General features: G+C 53.8%; 11 protein-coding genes. All 11 read right to left on the bottom strand.

Going from position 1 to position 15,867, the window contains the following annotated elements:
• Positions 1 to 191 precede the first annotated feature (191 nt).
• The 11 genes from A8C75_RS11690 to A8C75_RS11640 all read right to left on the bottom strand — a co-directional run bounded on the left by A8C75_RS11690 (position 192) and on the right by A8C75_RS11640 (position 15,820).
• Positions 192 to 1,922, bottom strand: coding sequence for an EH signature domain-containing protein (locus A8C75_RS11690; RefSeq protein WP_067382339.1), 1,731 nt, complete (start codon positions 1,920 to 1,922; stop codon positions 192 to 194).
• Between the two features lie 2 nt (positions 1,923 to 1,924).
• Positions 1,925 to 2,578, bottom strand: a complete 654-nt coding sequence (locus tag A8C75_RS11685; RefSeq protein WP_067382336.1) for an OmpA family protein — start codon at positions 2,576 to 2,578, stop codon at positions 1,925 to 1,927.
• Complete coding sequence (locus A8C75_RS11680) at positions 2,578 to 4,872, bottom strand: MotA/TolQ/ExbB proton channel family protein (RefSeq protein WP_067382333.1); 2,295 nt, start codon at positions 4,870 to 4,872, stop codon at positions 2,578 to 2,580. Before A8C75_RS11680 ends, A8C75_RS11685 begins: the two co-directional genes overlap by 1 nt.
• A gap of 11 nt (positions 4,873 to 4,883) precedes the next feature.
• Positions 4,884 to 5,216: a hypothetical protein gene (locus tag A8C75_RS11675; protein WP_084784022.1), complete on the bottom strand. Its 333-nt coding sequence runs from the start codon at positions 5,214 to 5,216 to the stop codon at positions 4,884 to 4,886.
• Positions 5,217 to 5,289: 73 nt separating this feature from the next.
• The gene (locus tag A8C75_RS11670) at positions 5,290 to 6,474 is read right to left on the bottom strand and encodes a restriction endonuclease subunit S (protein WP_067382330.1); all 1,185 of its coding nucleotides are present in this window, start codon (positions 6,472 to 6,474) and stop codon (positions 5,290 to 5,292) included.
• Positions 6,474 to 8,015, bottom strand: coding sequence for a type I restriction-modification system subunit M (locus A8C75_RS11665; RefSeq protein ID WP_067382327.1), 1,542 nt, complete (start codon positions 8,013 to 8,015; stop codon positions 6,474 to 6,476). The genes A8C75_RS11670 and A8C75_RS11665 overlap by 1 nt, the downstream gene beginning before the upstream one ends.
• A gap of 15 nt (positions 8,016 to 8,030) precedes the next feature.
• Positions 8,031 to 8,324, bottom strand: a complete 294-nt coding sequence (locus A8C75_RS11660; protein ID WP_067382324.1) for a hypothetical protein — start codon at positions 8,322 to 8,324, stop codon at positions 8,031 to 8,033.
• 31 nt (positions 8,325 to 8,355) lie between these two features.
• Positions 8,356 to 11,808: a DEAD/DEAH box helicase family protein gene (locus A8C75_RS11655; RefSeq protein ID WP_067382321.1), complete on the bottom strand. Its 3,453-nt coding sequence runs from the start codon at positions 11,806 to 11,808 to the stop codon at positions 8,356 to 8,358.
• A gap of 64 nt (positions 11,809 to 11,872) precedes the next feature.
• Positions 11,873 to 13,375, bottom strand: a complete 1,503-nt coding sequence (locus tag A8C75_RS11650; RefSeq protein ID WP_067382318.1) for a sigma-54 interaction domain-containing protein — start codon at positions 13,373 to 13,375, stop codon at positions 11,873 to 11,875.
• Between the two features lie 228 nt (positions 13,376 to 13,603).
• Complete coding sequence (locus tag A8C75_RS11645) at positions 13,604 to 14,623, bottom strand: 5'-nucleotidase (RefSeq protein ID WP_084784021.1); 1,020 nt, start codon at positions 14,621 to 14,623, stop codon at positions 13,604 to 13,606.
• A gap of 96 nt (positions 14,624 to 14,719) precedes the next feature.
• Positions 14,720 to 15,820 carry a hypothetical protein gene (locus A8C75_RS11640; protein ID WP_157890275.1) on the bottom strand — a complete coding sequence of 367 codons (1,101 nt, stop codon included), beginning with the start codon at positions 15,818 to 15,820 and terminating at the stop codon, positions 14,720 to 14,722.
• Positions 15,821 to 15,867 lie beyond the last annotated feature (47 nt).

Genomic DNA, 15,867 nt, shown 5'->3' with positions numbered 1-15,867 from the left:
TTCTCCTGTGCCAGCGCACAGCAGCGCCTACCGGCAACAATCTATCCATTGGTTACACGTTTATTCAGACCGTTAGTCCATTGCAAGACTCAGGTTCATGAGTCCATACGATATGTCCTGCGCCTCAGAGCACTGCTTGCAAACTTGAGTCACGTGACCTCAGGAGCGATTAAAGCCTGAATATTCACTTATCAATCCATACCGAGCCATTGCCTCGCCTGGAGGTCGCCTAATTTAGCAGCTTTCTTTAGCCAAACCTCCCCGCGCATACGTAACTCTGGACTGGATCTGGCTTTGGTCAGGAAATACTTGGCCAGCATCGTCATCGCCGACCGATTGCCGAGTTTGGCTGCCGACTCTAACGATGCGGCCATTTTTTTGTAGTCCCCCATCCGTTCGAGCTGCCGCCCCAATAGCAGAAGCTCATGCGCCTTGGCCTCGTCACCATCCACCGAGTATTTTCCAAGCTCTCTTTCCCTAGCAAAAAAGGACTTGGCCCACTGTTCGACTTCCTGGGACCTCCGTTCAAGAATTATTTTTTCTGGTGTAGGCAAGCCCTTATTACGCTCATACGGCGATGCATGTGGAGGCAACCCCTTAAACCGTTTGATGTTATCATCGGGTTCAATTTTATAGCTCTTTCGCAACCAGGCTTCACACGCCCACTGCCAACATATAGCATGATCATGGACAGCATCTTGATGCGATTTACGTATCGTTAAAAGAGAAGGAAGCTTATCCTTTAAGAGTAAATTAATATTCCTTGAGTTCTTTTCAAAAACTCTAATTTCACTTGCTTCACCTCGTAACACTTCCAGCACAATAACCGATTCGAACTCGATAACAATAGCCTCGCTACCCTGCTCTTCTGATCGTTTTTCAAGCCAGCTTGCCGATTTATTAAACTTCATGATGTTGGCATAAGTATTACCCGGCACCAAAACACGAAGAGAAACAATTTGGCCCTCATAGTGCTGCCAGAACAGACTACGACTTTTTATCTGTTTCTGGGAGTGTTCATCAATACCAAGCGCTGAAGCCACATCATGACGACACAGAAAACTGACAAGCATCTTGAAGTACTGAAAGTCCGAGAGCGGAATCAACCTCCTGATCGCCGCATGTGAGGCACCGGAAAGGTCGAACCAGTAGCCATCATCATTACGAGGATGACAGCTCTCATCCAGCCACTTGAGGAAATAGGCATTCCCTTTAATTTCTTGCTCCCGCTTATTCAGCAGCACCTCGAGTATCTGAATGCCAACAGGCCGTTCACTTTCCCTGACCATGTACAGGCACCAGCCAGCATGGGATGCCAAATCAATGGTCTCGCAAACGTGCGGAATCTGGTTGACGGTCATCTGTTTCAGACGCGTGCACTTAGGTAACCTGTACCGAGTAAAGAATTCGTGCACGGACACATCCGCCTCGGCAACAAGCAATGCGATCTTAATAAAATCGACTGATCTTGATAACAAGACGATATCAAGCAGCTCTTTGCGCCAGCCGGTCAAGGAATCGCTTAACAGATGAATATGTTGCAACAAGAGTGCAGGGAAATACTGTCCGGAGCCATCGACAGTTAGTGCGGCTCTGAAAAGCGCCAGATGCGTGAGCGAGGTGTTCTCGGCAATCGCATCGTATATCCGCGCACTGCTGCGGGCGACATCGGCCTCGTTATGGCAGGCATCCCAGACCTGCTTGCTGTCGAAAAGGTGAATCCAGTCGAGAATCGATATCTCGCTCTTCAACCCGGATTCCAGCAACCGGATAATTTCGTCTACCGTCTTCGGCGGGAAGGCGGTCATGTTATCAACGGCAGTCCAAGGCTGTAACACAACATCCTTTGCCAGCCTCAACATTTTCCTGGGCTGCTTTACAGCAGGCGCCTTGAACTCAATGCCCAGGCTCAGAACGTCCATGCTCAAAGCCCCCGCTGTTCCATAAACCAGTGCAAAAAGCGATCGCTCTTGAACTGGAAACGGAAGATCACCTTTCGATCGCCGGGCCGATCTACCGACTGATCAGCATCCGCCTCGCCTCTTCCCGCAACTAGCATGCGGGCGCGAAACCTGCCTTTGCCCATAAAGGACAGTCGGGAAACGGCCTCGGAAACACTGTTCGCGCGGTTAAGGCTGAGGTTCATGTTGTAATCCCAGCTACCGGTCGAACTCGTATGGCCTTCGATCACCACGTGCTGGATTTCGTTAGCAACGTCGTCACTTGAAAAAATTGCGTTGCTATACGCCGGCACGAACAGTTCAAGGAAGTCATGACCGGCCGGCTTGAGCGCGGCGCTGTCGATATCGAACAGGACGGAGTCGAGGATACTGATATCGCCTGTCTGCGGGTCGACCTCGGCATTGATGCCTTTCTCGGACAAAGTTTTCTGCAACGATTGAATAATTACGATTCGACCGCTCTTGGCCTTTTCGGCCGCCTCTGTCAGCTGCAACAACGCCAGAATCAGCAGCAGCGCAAAGATCATCAGCAGCCCTGACATCAGGTCGCCAATCGACAACCAGGCGCCCGTTTCATCGATATCGGTCTCTGGATAACTCCACTCGTGCCGTTCCATCAGCTCACCTTCTCGTCGATAAGCTGCATTTCAATCTGCTGCATGGCTGTCACGAGCAGGTTGGCGGCGTCTGCGAGTTTTCCGTGAACCTGGGCCGCGGCTTCGTCGAAATTATCGAAGAAGCGTGTATGGCTGCTATTGGCTCGTTCGAAGTAACCGGTCATGGCTTCCGGCATCTGCTCGGTCATTTTATTGAAGCGGGCCGCGGCCTCCTCGTAGGAATATCGCAGCTTGCCGACCTGTGCACTAATAGCATTGGATGCATCTTCCAGCTGACTGAAAGCACCGGCCTTGTTCATTCCGATTGCCTCGACCAGCTCCTGCACCAGCGTGACGCCATCCTTGAGTTGGCTGTACTGCTGATCGATTGCGAGATATTGCTGCTTGCGTAGCGTGTTTTCCTCGACAAAGGCGGCGCGGAAGTCTTCCACTACACTCGCCAGCCCTGCACGCTGCTCACCCAGGGTTTTCTCCAGCAGGTTTGCCTGCAAGTCAAAAAACTCCGTCAGGTTCGCTTGGTATTCCAGCCGGAAGCGCTCCAGCTCCTGCTGCGCCACGGACGACATGGCCTTGACCTTGTCATCGATATTGCTCAAGCCATCCAGCAGATTTTGTTTGGCGTCACGCATCAGCGCACTGGACTCAAGGCCGATGTTTTTCAGACTTTCATTCTGCTCAGCGAAGGCCTGCGAGGCGCGTTGGGCACTTTGCTCAAATGCACTGCGCTGTGCGTCCATTCCTTCGATTGACTGATTCAATGCACGCTGTATCTCTTCGGCCACGCGGCTTAGCGCCCCCTCTGTGTCGTCCTTGAACTGGGCGAGGATAGTGCTCAACGATTCGGCGAACTGCGATAGCTTGGTCAACGTATCTTGCTGGAACTGGTTCAGCGACCGGGTTGTCGCGTCCAGCCCCTCCATCACCTTGCTCATTTCACCCGACAAGCGCTCCACGGAGGTTGTGGAACGCTCCACGACGTCGGCCATACGCCCTGCCGTTTGCACGAATTCACCGGACTGCTGGGCGAAGGGCTCGACCACCTCGCTGCGCAGGGTACCCACCAGCAACTCCACCACCTCCCTGGCGCTCTGTTCCTTTATTTCACGCAGGTCCTTGATACTCTCGCCAATCGACGCCAGATGAGGCGCGATGGAACGTTCAACACTCTGAGTAACCGCCTTGGATACCGACTCTGAGATCGTATCGGAATTGAACTTCTCGAACACGGCACCAACATCTCCTACAGCCTGAGCCAGCTGCTGGTTTGAATGCTCGATGACAGCGGCCATACGGCCGGTTGTTTGCACGAATTCAGCGGACTGCTGGGCGAAGGGTTCGACCACCTCGCTGCGCAGGGTACCCACCAGCAGCTCCACCACCTCCCTGGCGCTCTGTTCCTTTATTTCGCGCAGGTCCTTGATACTCTCGCTGATCGATGCCAAATGCGGCGCAATAGAGTGTTCGACACTTTGACTAACGGCCTTGGATACCGACGCGGAAATTGTATCTGAGTCGAACTTTTTAAACACATCTCCCATCTCACTCACAACCTTGACCAGCTGTTCATTCGATGCAGTAGTGGCATCGGCCGCCGCCAGCTGCTTCGCGATCAGTTCCTGCTGATTTGACGGGTCCAGTTTGTGCAACAGGGTAACCGGTGACACTGAAAGACAGAGCTCCTGAAACGCGCCGGACAGCGCGCGATGCCGCTTCTCCCGCGCTTTGCTCAAGCTCGCATGCCAGGCCATAAAAACAATGGATGCCGCCAGGCCGGCCAGCGACGTATAAAAGGCGGTTTTCATCCCATCTAGGAGGCTGGTCGCCGATTTCATCAACGCCTCAGAGCCACCGCCTGTGGATTGAAAATCCGCCAGACCCAACGATATGCCAAGGAAGGTTCCCAGAACCCCGATAGTGGTCAGCAACGCCGGCACAAACCGGTAAGGTGAGGTCGGCTGGTACGGAACGAGCGTTGCGGCGGGCACCGTCACCAGGTAGTGCGTATTGACCTTCGCCAGCTCGACGGATGGCTGAGTGTCGTCCGAGGCGCCTGAGCGCTCGACAGGCACGAAAAACTGGTGGATAAGGTTCGTCAGCATGCCGGAAAGTGCCTTCAAATCGATGTCACTTTGCCCGCTGCCGAGCAACGTTTTAAGTTCCTTCCATGCAACCAACGATCGCCGATAGCGCGATGAGAGCCTAAGCTCCGCATGCATAAAAAACAGCAGAACCGAAGCAATCGCGATGTAGAACAAAAGTGTGATATCGATTGCCGGAAGCCCAGGTACATTCATCTATAACATCCTTATTTTACTATTCCGGCCAGCTCGGCCGGTGAGAACAGTTCTTGTGCCAGGCGCACGGGCATATGCTCGGCATCGCTTCGAGTAACACCGTTCGGCAACTGGACTTGCGATTTCAGCCGAACACTGTAGAGCGGCTCACCATCCGTGTTATCCGTATCCGACCGCAGATATACGGCGTCAGGGCTGTCCCGAACCAACCTTGCCTGAAGCGATGACTTGCGCTCGCGCAGCATCAGCGCGATTGCAGAGTCTTCCCCCCACTGCTCCCGGGCGCGCTTCCAAGCTCGATTGATTGAGGTGATCTGATACACCAGTGCCACGTCATCCTTCATCGTAATTGGTCTCCCAGAGCCAAGCGGTGTGGACGCGGTTTCCGGTAAGGAAGGTTCGCAGGCAGTGGGCACTTCACAAATCACCTCGGAAGGCTTGCTGAGACAAAGAAGCAAACAGCGCCCCGCAAGCCATCTCATGACTCCGGTAGTTATCGAGTTTTTTCTTGTATATCTCCACCAAATCTACATACCTCCTCTGCTCCTCCATTGGAGGAACAATGATCGGTAACTCTTTCTGTCTCGTTATTCCGATGTACGCCCGTGTAGACTGCTTTCCTTCCTTCGCTAACAAACGCTGGAAATACTCCGTATCGAAATAACCCTTTAGATAATCTGGAAGTATATGAGACTCGTTGATCCGGTAATAAGTAGTTTGGGGGCTAAATATGTACACAGAGTGTGTTTCATCCAGCACTGCGGTTAAACCCAACGTGCCTTTGTGGGTTAACAATACGTCTCCTGGCAGTGCAAAGCCAACCCGGAGCTTGTTTCGCCACGCATCGCTGAGGTAATAACATTTATCGAATAGAATCTTTCCATCGCGAACGACATTTGCGGTAACAAAAGGTATACCTAACTGAGAAAAGTCCGCAACTTTAGGATGATCATTGCCATGATTTCCGTCTTGAACCTCGAGTATAAATCCTTCACGAAGGCACGCACCAGCCGACATTATTGACCACCCCTTCGGATTGGAGGCCGGATCGCCGAACATCTCCAGAAATACGCTGCGGAGGAGCTGGTCGGCGAGGTCGATGGCTTGCTGGCGCTTGCGGCGCAGGGCGTCAGCCTTGTCCAGAATGGCGGCGATACGCTGTTGCTCGGCCAGGGGCGGGAGAGGGACATTCAAACTGCGCAGAACATCCAAGGTTATACCCTTTACCGTAGCCCCTTTACCTTGCTTTTCTATAAACCGAGATTTAGATTCTAGAAACCGTAAAAGATAGCGCTTATCAAGTACCACTTCATCTTTAATTAGCAAAGCCTTTAAATCTTGGTTAATTGCCATATCAACGGCTGTCATAGCAACTTTGCCCAGAGCCATGCGCGTAGGGACAATAATACTATTGGCCGGAATCAAACTTGTTGCTGAGTTTTTAACCCCTAGCTCAGAAATATAATCCGCTGTGACTCTCAACTCTGAAGATTTAAAGTCTTTAACTGATGCCCAAGGTATATTTCCATTCCAATATTCAGGTACAGCTTTGCTAGGCGTACCTCCACCACGAATATCAACCAATTCGCTTAAAGCAACCATTACAGCATCCCCTCCAGCTCTTCCAGGTCCTGCTGAATCTCGGCCTCCAGAGCCTTCAGCCGTGCCAGGATAACCTTGGGCGCATCGTACTCCTCAGTCACATGCACCTGCTCGCGGTAGCGGTTCAGCGACAGGTCGTACTTGCTGGCTTCAATCTCGGCCTTGCTGACCCAGAAGCGCTGGGCGCTGCGGTCGTTCTGCGCGCTGTCGGCCGGTGTCATGCCCCTGGACTTGAACTGGCTGATCAGATCCGGCAGATCGTTGGCGTCTATTTTCTGGCGTTTGTCATCCAGCGAAAAGCCATCGGCCTGCACATCGTAGAACCAGACATGGTCGGTTTCGCCACCTTTGGTGAAGATCAGGATGGCGGTGGAGACGCCGGCGTAGGGCTTGAATGCGCCGCTGGGCAGGCTGATCACCGCTTCAAGCTGATTGTCTTCAATCAGGTGTTTGCGCAGTTGCTGGTGCGCCTTGGAGGAACCGAACAGCACGCCGTCGGGCACGATAGTAGCGCTGCGGCCACCGATCTTGAGCATGCGCAGGATCAGGGCCACGAACAGCAGCTCGGTCTTCTTGGTTTTCACTACCCGCAGCAGCGCCGGGTCTACATCTTCCTCATCCAGGCTGCCCTTGAACGGCGGGTTGGCGAGAATAAGATCGAAACCCTCCTTCGCCGCCTGAGGGAAGCGCTCGGAAAAGCGCTGACTGAGGGTATCCTGGTAATGCACATCGGGCTCGGCAACGCCGTGCATCACCAGGTTCATGGCGGCTATGCGCAGCATGGTGGCGTCGAAATCGAAACCGTGGAACATGTCGGTGTCCACATGGCGGCGGTGTTCATGCAGCAGATCGCCGGTGTATATTTTCTGTTCGACCTGCTCGCCCTTGTCGTTGATTACCGTTTCGGTAATCACCCCCTCGGGAGAGCTGTATTTTTCCAGCAGGTACTCGTAGCTGGCGGCCAGAAAACCCGCGGTACCGCAGGCGGGATCGGCGATGCGGTAGTGGGCTTCGGGCTCAAGCATTTCCACGATTGCGCGGATGATATGGCGCGGGGTGCGGAACTGACCGTTGATGCCGGCGGTCGTCAGCTTGGACAGCAGATACTCGTACAGGTCGCCTTTGACATCAGCGCTGTCGAGCGGCAGGTCGCTGACCATGTTCACCGCCTTGACCAGCAGATTGGGCTTCTGGATCATCAGCTGGGCGTCTTTCATGAATTCGGCGAACAGCGAGCCCTCCCCGGCCAGATCCTTGAAGTGCGGGAACACCTCATCCTTGACGACCTTGTACATCTGGTCGGCGGGCAGATGGCGAAAGCTCTCCCAGCGGATGTCCTGCTCATACTGGGTAAAACGCTTGCTGAATGACTTGCCGGTACGCTCAGCGCGCTTTTCGTCACGCCGCTCGTTCATGTCCAGCAGGCGTGCGTACATCAGAAAGGTAATCTGCTCGATCACCGTCAGTGGGTTGGCGATACCGCCGGTCCAGAACTCTTCCCACAGCTTGTCGATCTTGCTTTTCAGTGCGCCGGTAATCATTGCTTCGTATATCCGTTAATCATTCAGTGTCCAGTCTCGAATAGCTTGCTCGCCCAGGGTATAGAGTCCTGTACGACCGCCCTGGCTGACAGGCTCGATGGTGCGGGCCCGCACCTTGTAACCCTGGGTTGTCACCTTGCGGATCATCTCCTGTTCGTCGGTGACTTCAATGCTGTCTCGCTTGGTGTTGCCGCCCTTTGAAAGCCTAAAGGCTACCAGGCCTGTATCCTGGTTTTTCATACGACAGGGATACAGGATATCCCCCTCAATATGGTTGAGTTGCAGCCTGCGGCAAAGCGTATCACTCATGAACGGGTACTCCCCTGAATTGTGTTGAAAATCAGTTGCTAATGCCGTGTTCTGTGCGGGTCTTACGGGCTCCCAGATGGACTCCGAAGCGCTTGACCAGCGCCACCAGTGCGTTGGCCTGGCGCTGCTCGGGGAAGATACCATCGAGGCCTTCGTGATGCTCGGCAATGAACGGCTGCTCGTACAGATCGGCCACGTTGATGGAGCCGTACTTGCACAGATGGTTCTTGAGCAGGCCGATAAAGCGCTGCTGGCGGCTCGACAGACTGATGTGGTGTGCCTGCACAAAATCGGTAAAGGCCGCTTCTATAGCAATCGCATCCAGCCCGACGATGGTCCGCAGAATCTGATCCAGGGTGGCACTGGACTCTGGGAAAAACTCCTTCAGGGTACCCAGATCCAGATCGGGATTCTGGATGTGCACCAGGGCATTCAGCTGTGCCACCTCGGCCTCGCTAACCGGCTTGCCCTGGCGGATCTTGACCAGCACCGGGTCGGTTTCGAACAGAGGTGTGAGTGTGGCTTCCACCTGCTGGCGGAAAATCTGGTAATCGACATTAATAATTCGGGTTGGCCGATCACCGGTTTGGTACAGACCCTCGTCTTCCTTGATATCGATAACCGGCAGCGGCGCTGTTGGCGGATCTACTAATTTTTTATCACGCAGGTGGATAACACCGCGCAGGGCGAGACGCTTCTTCTCCAGCTGCTCGAACGTGACGGCCTGCCAGAAGGCATCCTGCTGGATGGTCCTGATCGTTTCTGCCTGGGCACGCACCGGATTGAGGTGCATGGAAAGCTGACTCACCTTGTCGAGCACCGGCTGTCTAACCACATCCAGCTGAGATGGATTGGTCAGGCGGATCAGCTGTAGTTCGGTGAGCTGCTGGTCCCAGCGCAGGGCCTCGGACTGTCCCTTGATATCGCGCCACTGCATCAGCGGCGACATCTCGGCACGCAAGAGCTGTCGGGTATCGGGGGCGAACTGCTGCAACGTTTTGACATCACCGAGCTGTGCCTTGAGCTGCCATTTATCGCGCACAGCGATGCAGCGGTCGTCCAGGGCGTTGATGTCTTCCTGAATCAGCGCAATGGTCTGCTGGAACAGCTCCATCTCCGCTTTCCTGAGCGCCGTTTCGGCCAGATCAAGGCGGCTATCGAACAGCTTTTCACTCAGGGATTTACTCGGGCGAGCTTCGTCGTCAGGCGGGTCCATTTCGAAGTAATCGAAGTTGCCCCAGTGATCGAAGATCAAAAAATGGGTCTTGTCCTGGCCAGGACCGTACAGGTTTTCACACAGACGGGTGCCCCGCCCCACCATCTGCCAGAACTTGACCTTGGATTTGATCGGCCGGGCGAATACCAAATTGACCACTGAGGGCACATCGATGCCGGTGTCGAGCATATCCACCGAAATGGCGATGGTAATCTCGTCGGCGGGCTTTTCTCCGGCGCCCTTGAAATCGTCGATCAGCTCTTCAGCACGCTCATACTTGGAGTGGATCACACGGCAGAAATTGCCACCGTGCTGGGGATACATCTCGCCAAAAAGCGAGGCCAGCAGTTCGGCGTGCTGAATGTTGCGAGCGAAGACAATGGTCTTGCCGGGTAGCTGACCGTCTGCATCACGCAGGCCGCGCTCCATCAGATTGCGCAGGATGGCGCGGTTGGTGTCCTTGTTGAACACCGCCTTGTCGATATCGGGGGCGTTAAAATCAAGGTCATTAGGGTCTAGACCTTGGTCTTCCAGTTCAGCGACCTGCTCGTCACTTAGTGCATGACCCTTGATCCCTTCACGCAGGAATTGGGTAGTGTGGGTGACGACACGAAACGGCACCAGGTTGCCATCGGCCACCGCCTGCTCCAGCGGATAACTGGCGGTAGGAAGCTTGTAATCACAGCCAAACAGCCGACAAGTGGAGCGGCTTACCATTTCCACCGGCGTGGCCGTGAGCCCCATCTGGCGGGCATCGAAGTATTTAAACAGGTCACCGTAGACGTTATAGACCGAGCGATGAGATTCGTCTGCGATGATCAGATCGAAGAAGCCGACATCGAACTGCTCGTAAATGCGCAGCATGCCTGGATAGGTGGCAATGTAGATGCGGGCATTATGCTGATCCTGCTTCTTGCTTCGTCCCACCACATAGAGTGGCTCTTTGACGAATTCGCTGTAAGCGTTTTTGGCCTGCTTGCGCAGCTCCTTTCGGTCGCACAGGAACAGCACCCGCTTCGCCCAGCCGGCATCCAGCAACCGCTTGGTGAGCGCAATGGATACACGGGTCTTGCCGGTGCCGGTGGCCTGCACCACCAGCGCCTTGCGATGGCCTTCGCTGAAGCGTTCGCTGACACGGGTGATCGACTCCATCTGGTACAAACGGCCGGCGATGGTGGTGTCGATAGGCGTGCTATTGAGGTTCTTTCGCTGTTTGCGCTGGCTGATCAGGTACTGGAGGCTGTCTTTGCTGTAATAGCCATAGAGCTTGCGGGGCACGGTGTCGAGCACATCGTCCCAGATCCAGACGTCGTAACCATTGGTATAGAAGATTACCGGGCGCTGACCGTGCTTCTTTTCAAGGGCATCGGCGTAGAGCTTGCCTTGCTGACGGCCTTTCTCGGCATTCTCGCGGGCGCGCTTTGCTTCCACTACGGCCAGTGGCTTGCCGTTATCATCCCACAGTACATAATCGCAGTAACCAATGCCCGTTTGAGTCGGCTGACCATCCACCTCGTGCTCAAGCGTGACTTGCTCGGTGCTGGCACCGTCGAGGCTCAGATCCCAACCGGCGTCGCGCAACTCGCTGTCAATCAGGCGACGGCGTGTCTCGGCCTCGTTAAGCACCAAAGTACTGGTAGCCTTGCTGCTTGCCGCGATAAAGGCTTGGGCTTTCACCTTGTCAAATTCGTTTTTCAGGCGGGCTGCTTGCTGCTGGGCCTCACGCTCAGCCTGTTTGGCGGTCTCCAGCTCTGCAAGCGCCTGTTTAAGCTGTGCAGACTGCGCTGCAAGCTGCTCCTGCAACGCTTTGGCCTTTTTCTTGAACTCCCCTTTGCTGCTGGACACACCAGGCATTTGTGGCACCTGAAAGTCCGGACAGGATTCCGGGCTGCCATCGGCCTGCGTCACGTATAGCCAGCAGCCAAGATGGTATGCCTCCTGTACCAACCATACGGCCGAATCAGCAGAAACATTGCCTTCATGCGCGGCCTTGTTGCCGTTAATACGTACAGCATGCAGCTTATCGAGAATCACACGGGGAACGACAGAGGTAAAACTGCCGTTATTCAGCCGATCCATGAAAGTGGCATTGGGCTCGACAGGCAATTTGAGATCGCGATAGATGGCTCCGACCAGCATCTCCACAAAGCAGCGCAGCTTGACTAGCGCGCTTTGCGGATCCAGATGGGCATAGGTCTCGGCGAATCCGCCAAGATTTGCCAGCTCCGGCCAGTGAGGTCTTAGGTGTTCAAAATTCATGGACTTCATGTCGCTCTGCCTGTGATAACGTCCTGTGTTACAGATATCGTGCCAGATTTGTATCAGGCGCGCTTTATTGTTCTTCCATCCCCAGTTGCTTCATCCAGTTTGTCAGCGTCTGATGATTACTGAGCCCCAGTAGTTTAGCCGCTTTTCCCTTCTGACCGGCAGTCACTCTAAAGGCCTCTTCAATGCAGTATCTTTTTGTTTTTTCTATGATTTTATTAATATCGATACCACCGGACACATCGACCCGCAGCGCACCTGTGTCATCGCCGTCGGGACGCCTGATCAGTGCCTTTTCCAGATGGATCGCATCCAGCATCTGATCATCGCTCCAGATAGACGCACGTACCAGCGTATTCCAAAGCTCCCGAATGTTGCCCGGCCAGCGCTGTGCTTTAATAAATTTAATTCCATTTTTGGAAATTTCTTTACTTACATACCCTGGTTGAGTTTGCGCTTCCTGGTTTAGATTCGCTAGCAACGCCTCAACCAGTAGTTCCATATCCTGTATACGTTCGCGCAGAGCTGGAATATGCAGCACACCCACAGCCAGGCGATAAAAGAGATCTTCACGGAACGAACCGTCTTCAACCATCGACAACAGGTCACGGTGAGTGGCCGCGATGACCCGGATATCCACCTTGCGGGGTTTGCTGTCACCTACCCGCGTAATCTCTTTCTGTTGCAAAGCACGAAGAAGCTTGGCCTGAGCTTCCAGCGGCAGCTCACCAATCTCATCCAGAAACAAAACCCCGCCATCAGCTTCCTCAAAGTATCCCTTGCGGTCTCCTGTCGCACCGGTAAAAGCCCCCTTCACATGGCCGAATAGCTGTGAATCGAGCAGGCTTTCGGGAATGGCACCGCAGTTGACTGCAATGAACGGCTTAGCATTACGAAGCGACGCCTGATGGAGCGCTTCGGCCATCACTTCCTTGCCTGTTCCGGTTTCACCCTGAATGATCACCGGAACATCTCGCACAGCCAGGCGCTTGGCAAGCTCGACACACTCCTGCATGGCCGGCGAAGCCGTCTGGATATGCTCGAAATGCGCATTTAAGCCGGGTGTAGCAGATGCGATTGAACCGAGGATTCCATCCTGCTGCTGTAGGTACTCCAGCGAAATATCGAAGGGCAAGTCAACGACCGACAGCCCCTGCTGTAGGGACGTTTGAACCAGTTTGGCGCCAAAGACCCCTTTGCCCAGCAAGAGCCAGGTTGCGATCATTGCTGGAGTTCCAGAGGTGAGATTCAAGGTTATTTTCCGCTCTGGAGAGGCGAGCCGACCCAGCTCCTCCCTTGCCACCGCATAGATACCTGGATAATCAATCGGACTTCGAAGCTCAGCACAGCGGATGAATACGCAAGCCGAGCGTCCCTCTTTCTTGAGCACCCGCTTGAGCCAGGCTTCATATCTGGGAACCTCATCGAACCAGTCGTTGACCAGGATACGTGCTTCGTCAAAAGGCCACCCAGTACCCAGAAGAATCGATGCGACAGGGCCGAGCTGATTCTTGGCTTCCGCATCAAGATCGTGCTTGCCAAGCCAGGTCAGCAGTATCTGCTTCTTCATATCACCATAAATCCATTTATGAATCTGTAACAAAATTTACCATTCGCGAAGGGATAAAGCATGTTGTCATGCCCCGATTATACTTAGCCGCATTTGTAACAATATCGGGCATGCCTCACATTCACTACTCGCAGGTGATAAATACCGCGATGCTAAAAACATCAGAGTATGGGCGAGATGGGTAAAAAGTGGTCAAGATGGCCGACCAAAATGGGGACACTTGCTACTTCAACCTCCTATAGACGTACTCTCGGTCTCATCTTTATCGCCAGTCGCATCCGTGTTTATCATTTTTAGATCCGACAGTAGTGAACTGCTGTGGTAGGGTACTTTTCCAGAAGGTACCAGCAGTGCGGCCTCATCCAGGTGCACATCCTGATCGTCGAAAAATACGTGTGGGCGAAAGGCTTTAAGTACCTTGGCCTTGCCGACACCACCTAAAAAGAAAGCTTCGTGCACATGTACCCCCCAGCTCCGAAGAGTTTTGATTACCCGCATTTCGGCCGGGCTATTGCGTGCGGTTACCAGAGCGATACGTACTGGAGACGTATCCACCGTTTGTGGCAGCCGTTCTTGCAACAGCGAAAGTTTGCGTAACAAGTGCGCATAAGGGCCATCGGCCAACGGTTCGTCCTGCATGGCATCCTCCTGATCGAGAAATGCCTGGAGCCCCTCGGTCTTGTAGACCAATTCACTGGCGTCGGAGAACAGTACCGCATCGCCATCAAAAGCGATGCGCACCTGCCCTTCCGGTATCGCTTGGCTATCGCCGGTGGGAGGCGGTTTGAGTACAGCAGCTGCGCAAACTCGCGAGTCAATCACCTTCTGCGCATCACTAACATTGGTCGTCAGGAAAAGGTCTACGTCGAAGGCTTCCAGATAATCCGTCACTGACTCACCGGCGGTGAAGGCGGAGCGGCTAATATTCAATTGCTGATGACGAATCGTATGCAGTATCCGCAGTCCTGTATCGGGGCTATTGCGTGACATGACCACAACTTCTACCAGCGGTGATCGATCCGGATCGCCGTATCGATTTAGCCCCAGCAATGCCTTGATCAGCGGGTGTCCTGTACCTGGCGCGAGCGGCTCGCTTTCGCGTTCGCGCATATGCTCCCGATAGACCGCTATGGCAGTGTTGGGTTCATTGACTTGCGCCTGTCTGAATAGCTGGTCCGACTCGCTCAGGTCGAACAGCGCGGTGGATGAGACTCCCACGACAAAGGTTTCACTAAGATCCAGCGACATACCCCCCCCCTTGATGTTATATGCGAGAATTAAATTTGGAGAAGTAACCCCCACCACAAACCAATCAATATGAAGGCTGACCTCAATGCTGTGTATTTACAGATGGAGATGGCCCGGTGCTTTTGGGCTGATGGGTAGACCTGTCATCAGATCCTTGTCAAAGGTAAACCTGTGCATCATCGGATTGTTAGTGCAGGCGCCATAAATCCAGCTATTTAGTAGTCCCTTCTGCTCGAGCAGTACGGAGTCACGCACACCGTATAGCTGAAAGCATACAGGGCAGTCGGCGGCCACCGTAACGACGCTGAGCGATCGCTCGACATTGGCCGGCCGGTCGTCTTCCGCCGGTATCTTGGTAATTTCGGAAATGCAGATGCTGCTGACAGGTAGCCGTATCGCATCCAAAAGTACAATTTTGCGTGTAAACAACCGCAACAGGTTTGTCGAGGGTGCATAGGTAAAAAGGTAGAGTGCTAAAAAACCAGCGAACAGAAACAGTGTCATGTTTGTATGCTGTTTCAGCAAAAACAGGTAAACGATCAGCCCAGGCAAAACCAGAAAGTACATCGCCATAAGGCTAGCCGCGAAGCGCATGCGATTTAGTTGGGTCCTAAACAGCGGATCCGCCACCCGCAGGTACCAAGGCGCTCGACTGATCTCATTCGTACGGTAGTAGATCAGGCCCGGATCCATAGTGGGCGCTTCGGGTTTACTCTTTTCGTTATGTTGCGTAGGGACCTCAGCAGCGGTGTCGGGGTATGTGGCCAAGGGCAGTGTGTTATCTTGCTGCGCACCGGATTGGGTGCCCTCCCCCTCGTTCTCAACTGTCAGCTGGTAGTAGCTCTGATTACCGTTCCCTTGACCGACGACACAGCTAAGAATGGGCTGTCGGGTGAGATTAAAGTCACGCAAAAGTGGTCTAAGGCGTGAACCTTTACTCTGGAGCTCTTGGCTCAGTTTTTCCAGACGGGCTCTATACGCCTTAGTCGTCAGCTTTTTATCTTCGTGCGTGTGCTTATCGCACGCAGCAAGGTCGCCGGACTGTAGCTTGTCGTGTGAACCCAGATACGACAGGCATTCACGGTAAAAGGCAGCGAGCGGCTCGTTGCCCTTACAAAATTCCTTTTCGATTGCTTCAAGACAGCGGCAAAGGTAGCGCACCTGGCGGCTTTTTACGTCTTCGTTTTCGTCCTGCATTGCTGCAAAGTCCCTTTCTGCGTTCCGGAAGTTCCGGAACGGCACGA

Source organism: Marinobacterium aestuarii (genome assembly GCF_001651805.1).
GTDB lineage: Bacteria > Pseudomonadota > Gammaproteobacteria > Pseudomonadales > Balneatricaceae > Marinobacterium_A > Marinobacterium_A aestuarii.
This window is presented reverse-complemented; position numbering and strand designations above follow the sequence as displayed.

Excerpts from the sequence above, each read along its gene's own strand:
- A8C75_RS11690 (WP_067382339.1), bottom strand. The coding sequence starts at position 1,922 with ATGGACGTTCTGAGCCTGGGCATTGAGTTCAAGGCGCCTGCTGTAAAG.
- A8C75_RS11685 (WP_067382336.1), bottom strand. The coding sequence starts at position 2,578 with ATGGAACGGCACGAGTGGAGTTATCCAGAGACCGATATCGATGAAACG.
- A8C75_RS11680 (WP_067382333.1), bottom strand. The coding sequence starts at position 4,872 with ATGAATGTACCTGGGCTTCCGGCAATCGATATCACACTTTTGTTCTAC.
- A8C75_RS11675 (WP_084784022.1), bottom strand. The coding sequence starts at position 5,216 with ATGAAGGATGACGTGGCACTGGTGTATCAGATCACCTCAATCAATCGA.
- A8C75_RS11670 (WP_067382330.1), bottom strand. The coding sequence starts at position 6,474 with ATGGTTGCTTTAAGCGAATTGGTTGATATTCGTGGTGGAGGTACGCCT.
- A8C75_RS11665 (WP_067382327.1), bottom strand. The coding sequence starts at position 8,015 with ATGATTACCGGCGCACTGAAAAGCAAGATCGACAAGCTGTGGGAAGAG.
- A8C75_RS11660 (WP_067382324.1), bottom strand. The coding sequence starts at position 8,324 with ATGAGTGATACGCTTTGCCGCAGGCTGCAACTCAACCATATTGAGGGG.
- A8C75_RS11655 (WP_067382321.1), bottom strand. The coding sequence starts at position 11,808 with ATGAAGTCCATGAATTTTGAACACCTAAGACCTCACTGGCCGGAGCTG.
- A8C75_RS11650 (WP_067382318.1), bottom strand. The coding sequence starts at position 13,375 with ATGAAGAAGCAGATACTGCTGACCTGGCTTGGCAAGCACGATCTTGAT.
- A8C75_RS11645 (WP_084784021.1), bottom strand. The coding sequence starts at position 14,623 with ATGTCGCTGGATCTTAGTGAAACCTTTGTCGTGGGAGTCTCATCCACC.
- A8C75_RS11640 (WP_157890275.1), bottom strand. The coding sequence starts at position 15,820 with ATGCAGGACGAAAACGAAGACGTAAAAAGCCGCCAGGTGCGCTACCTT.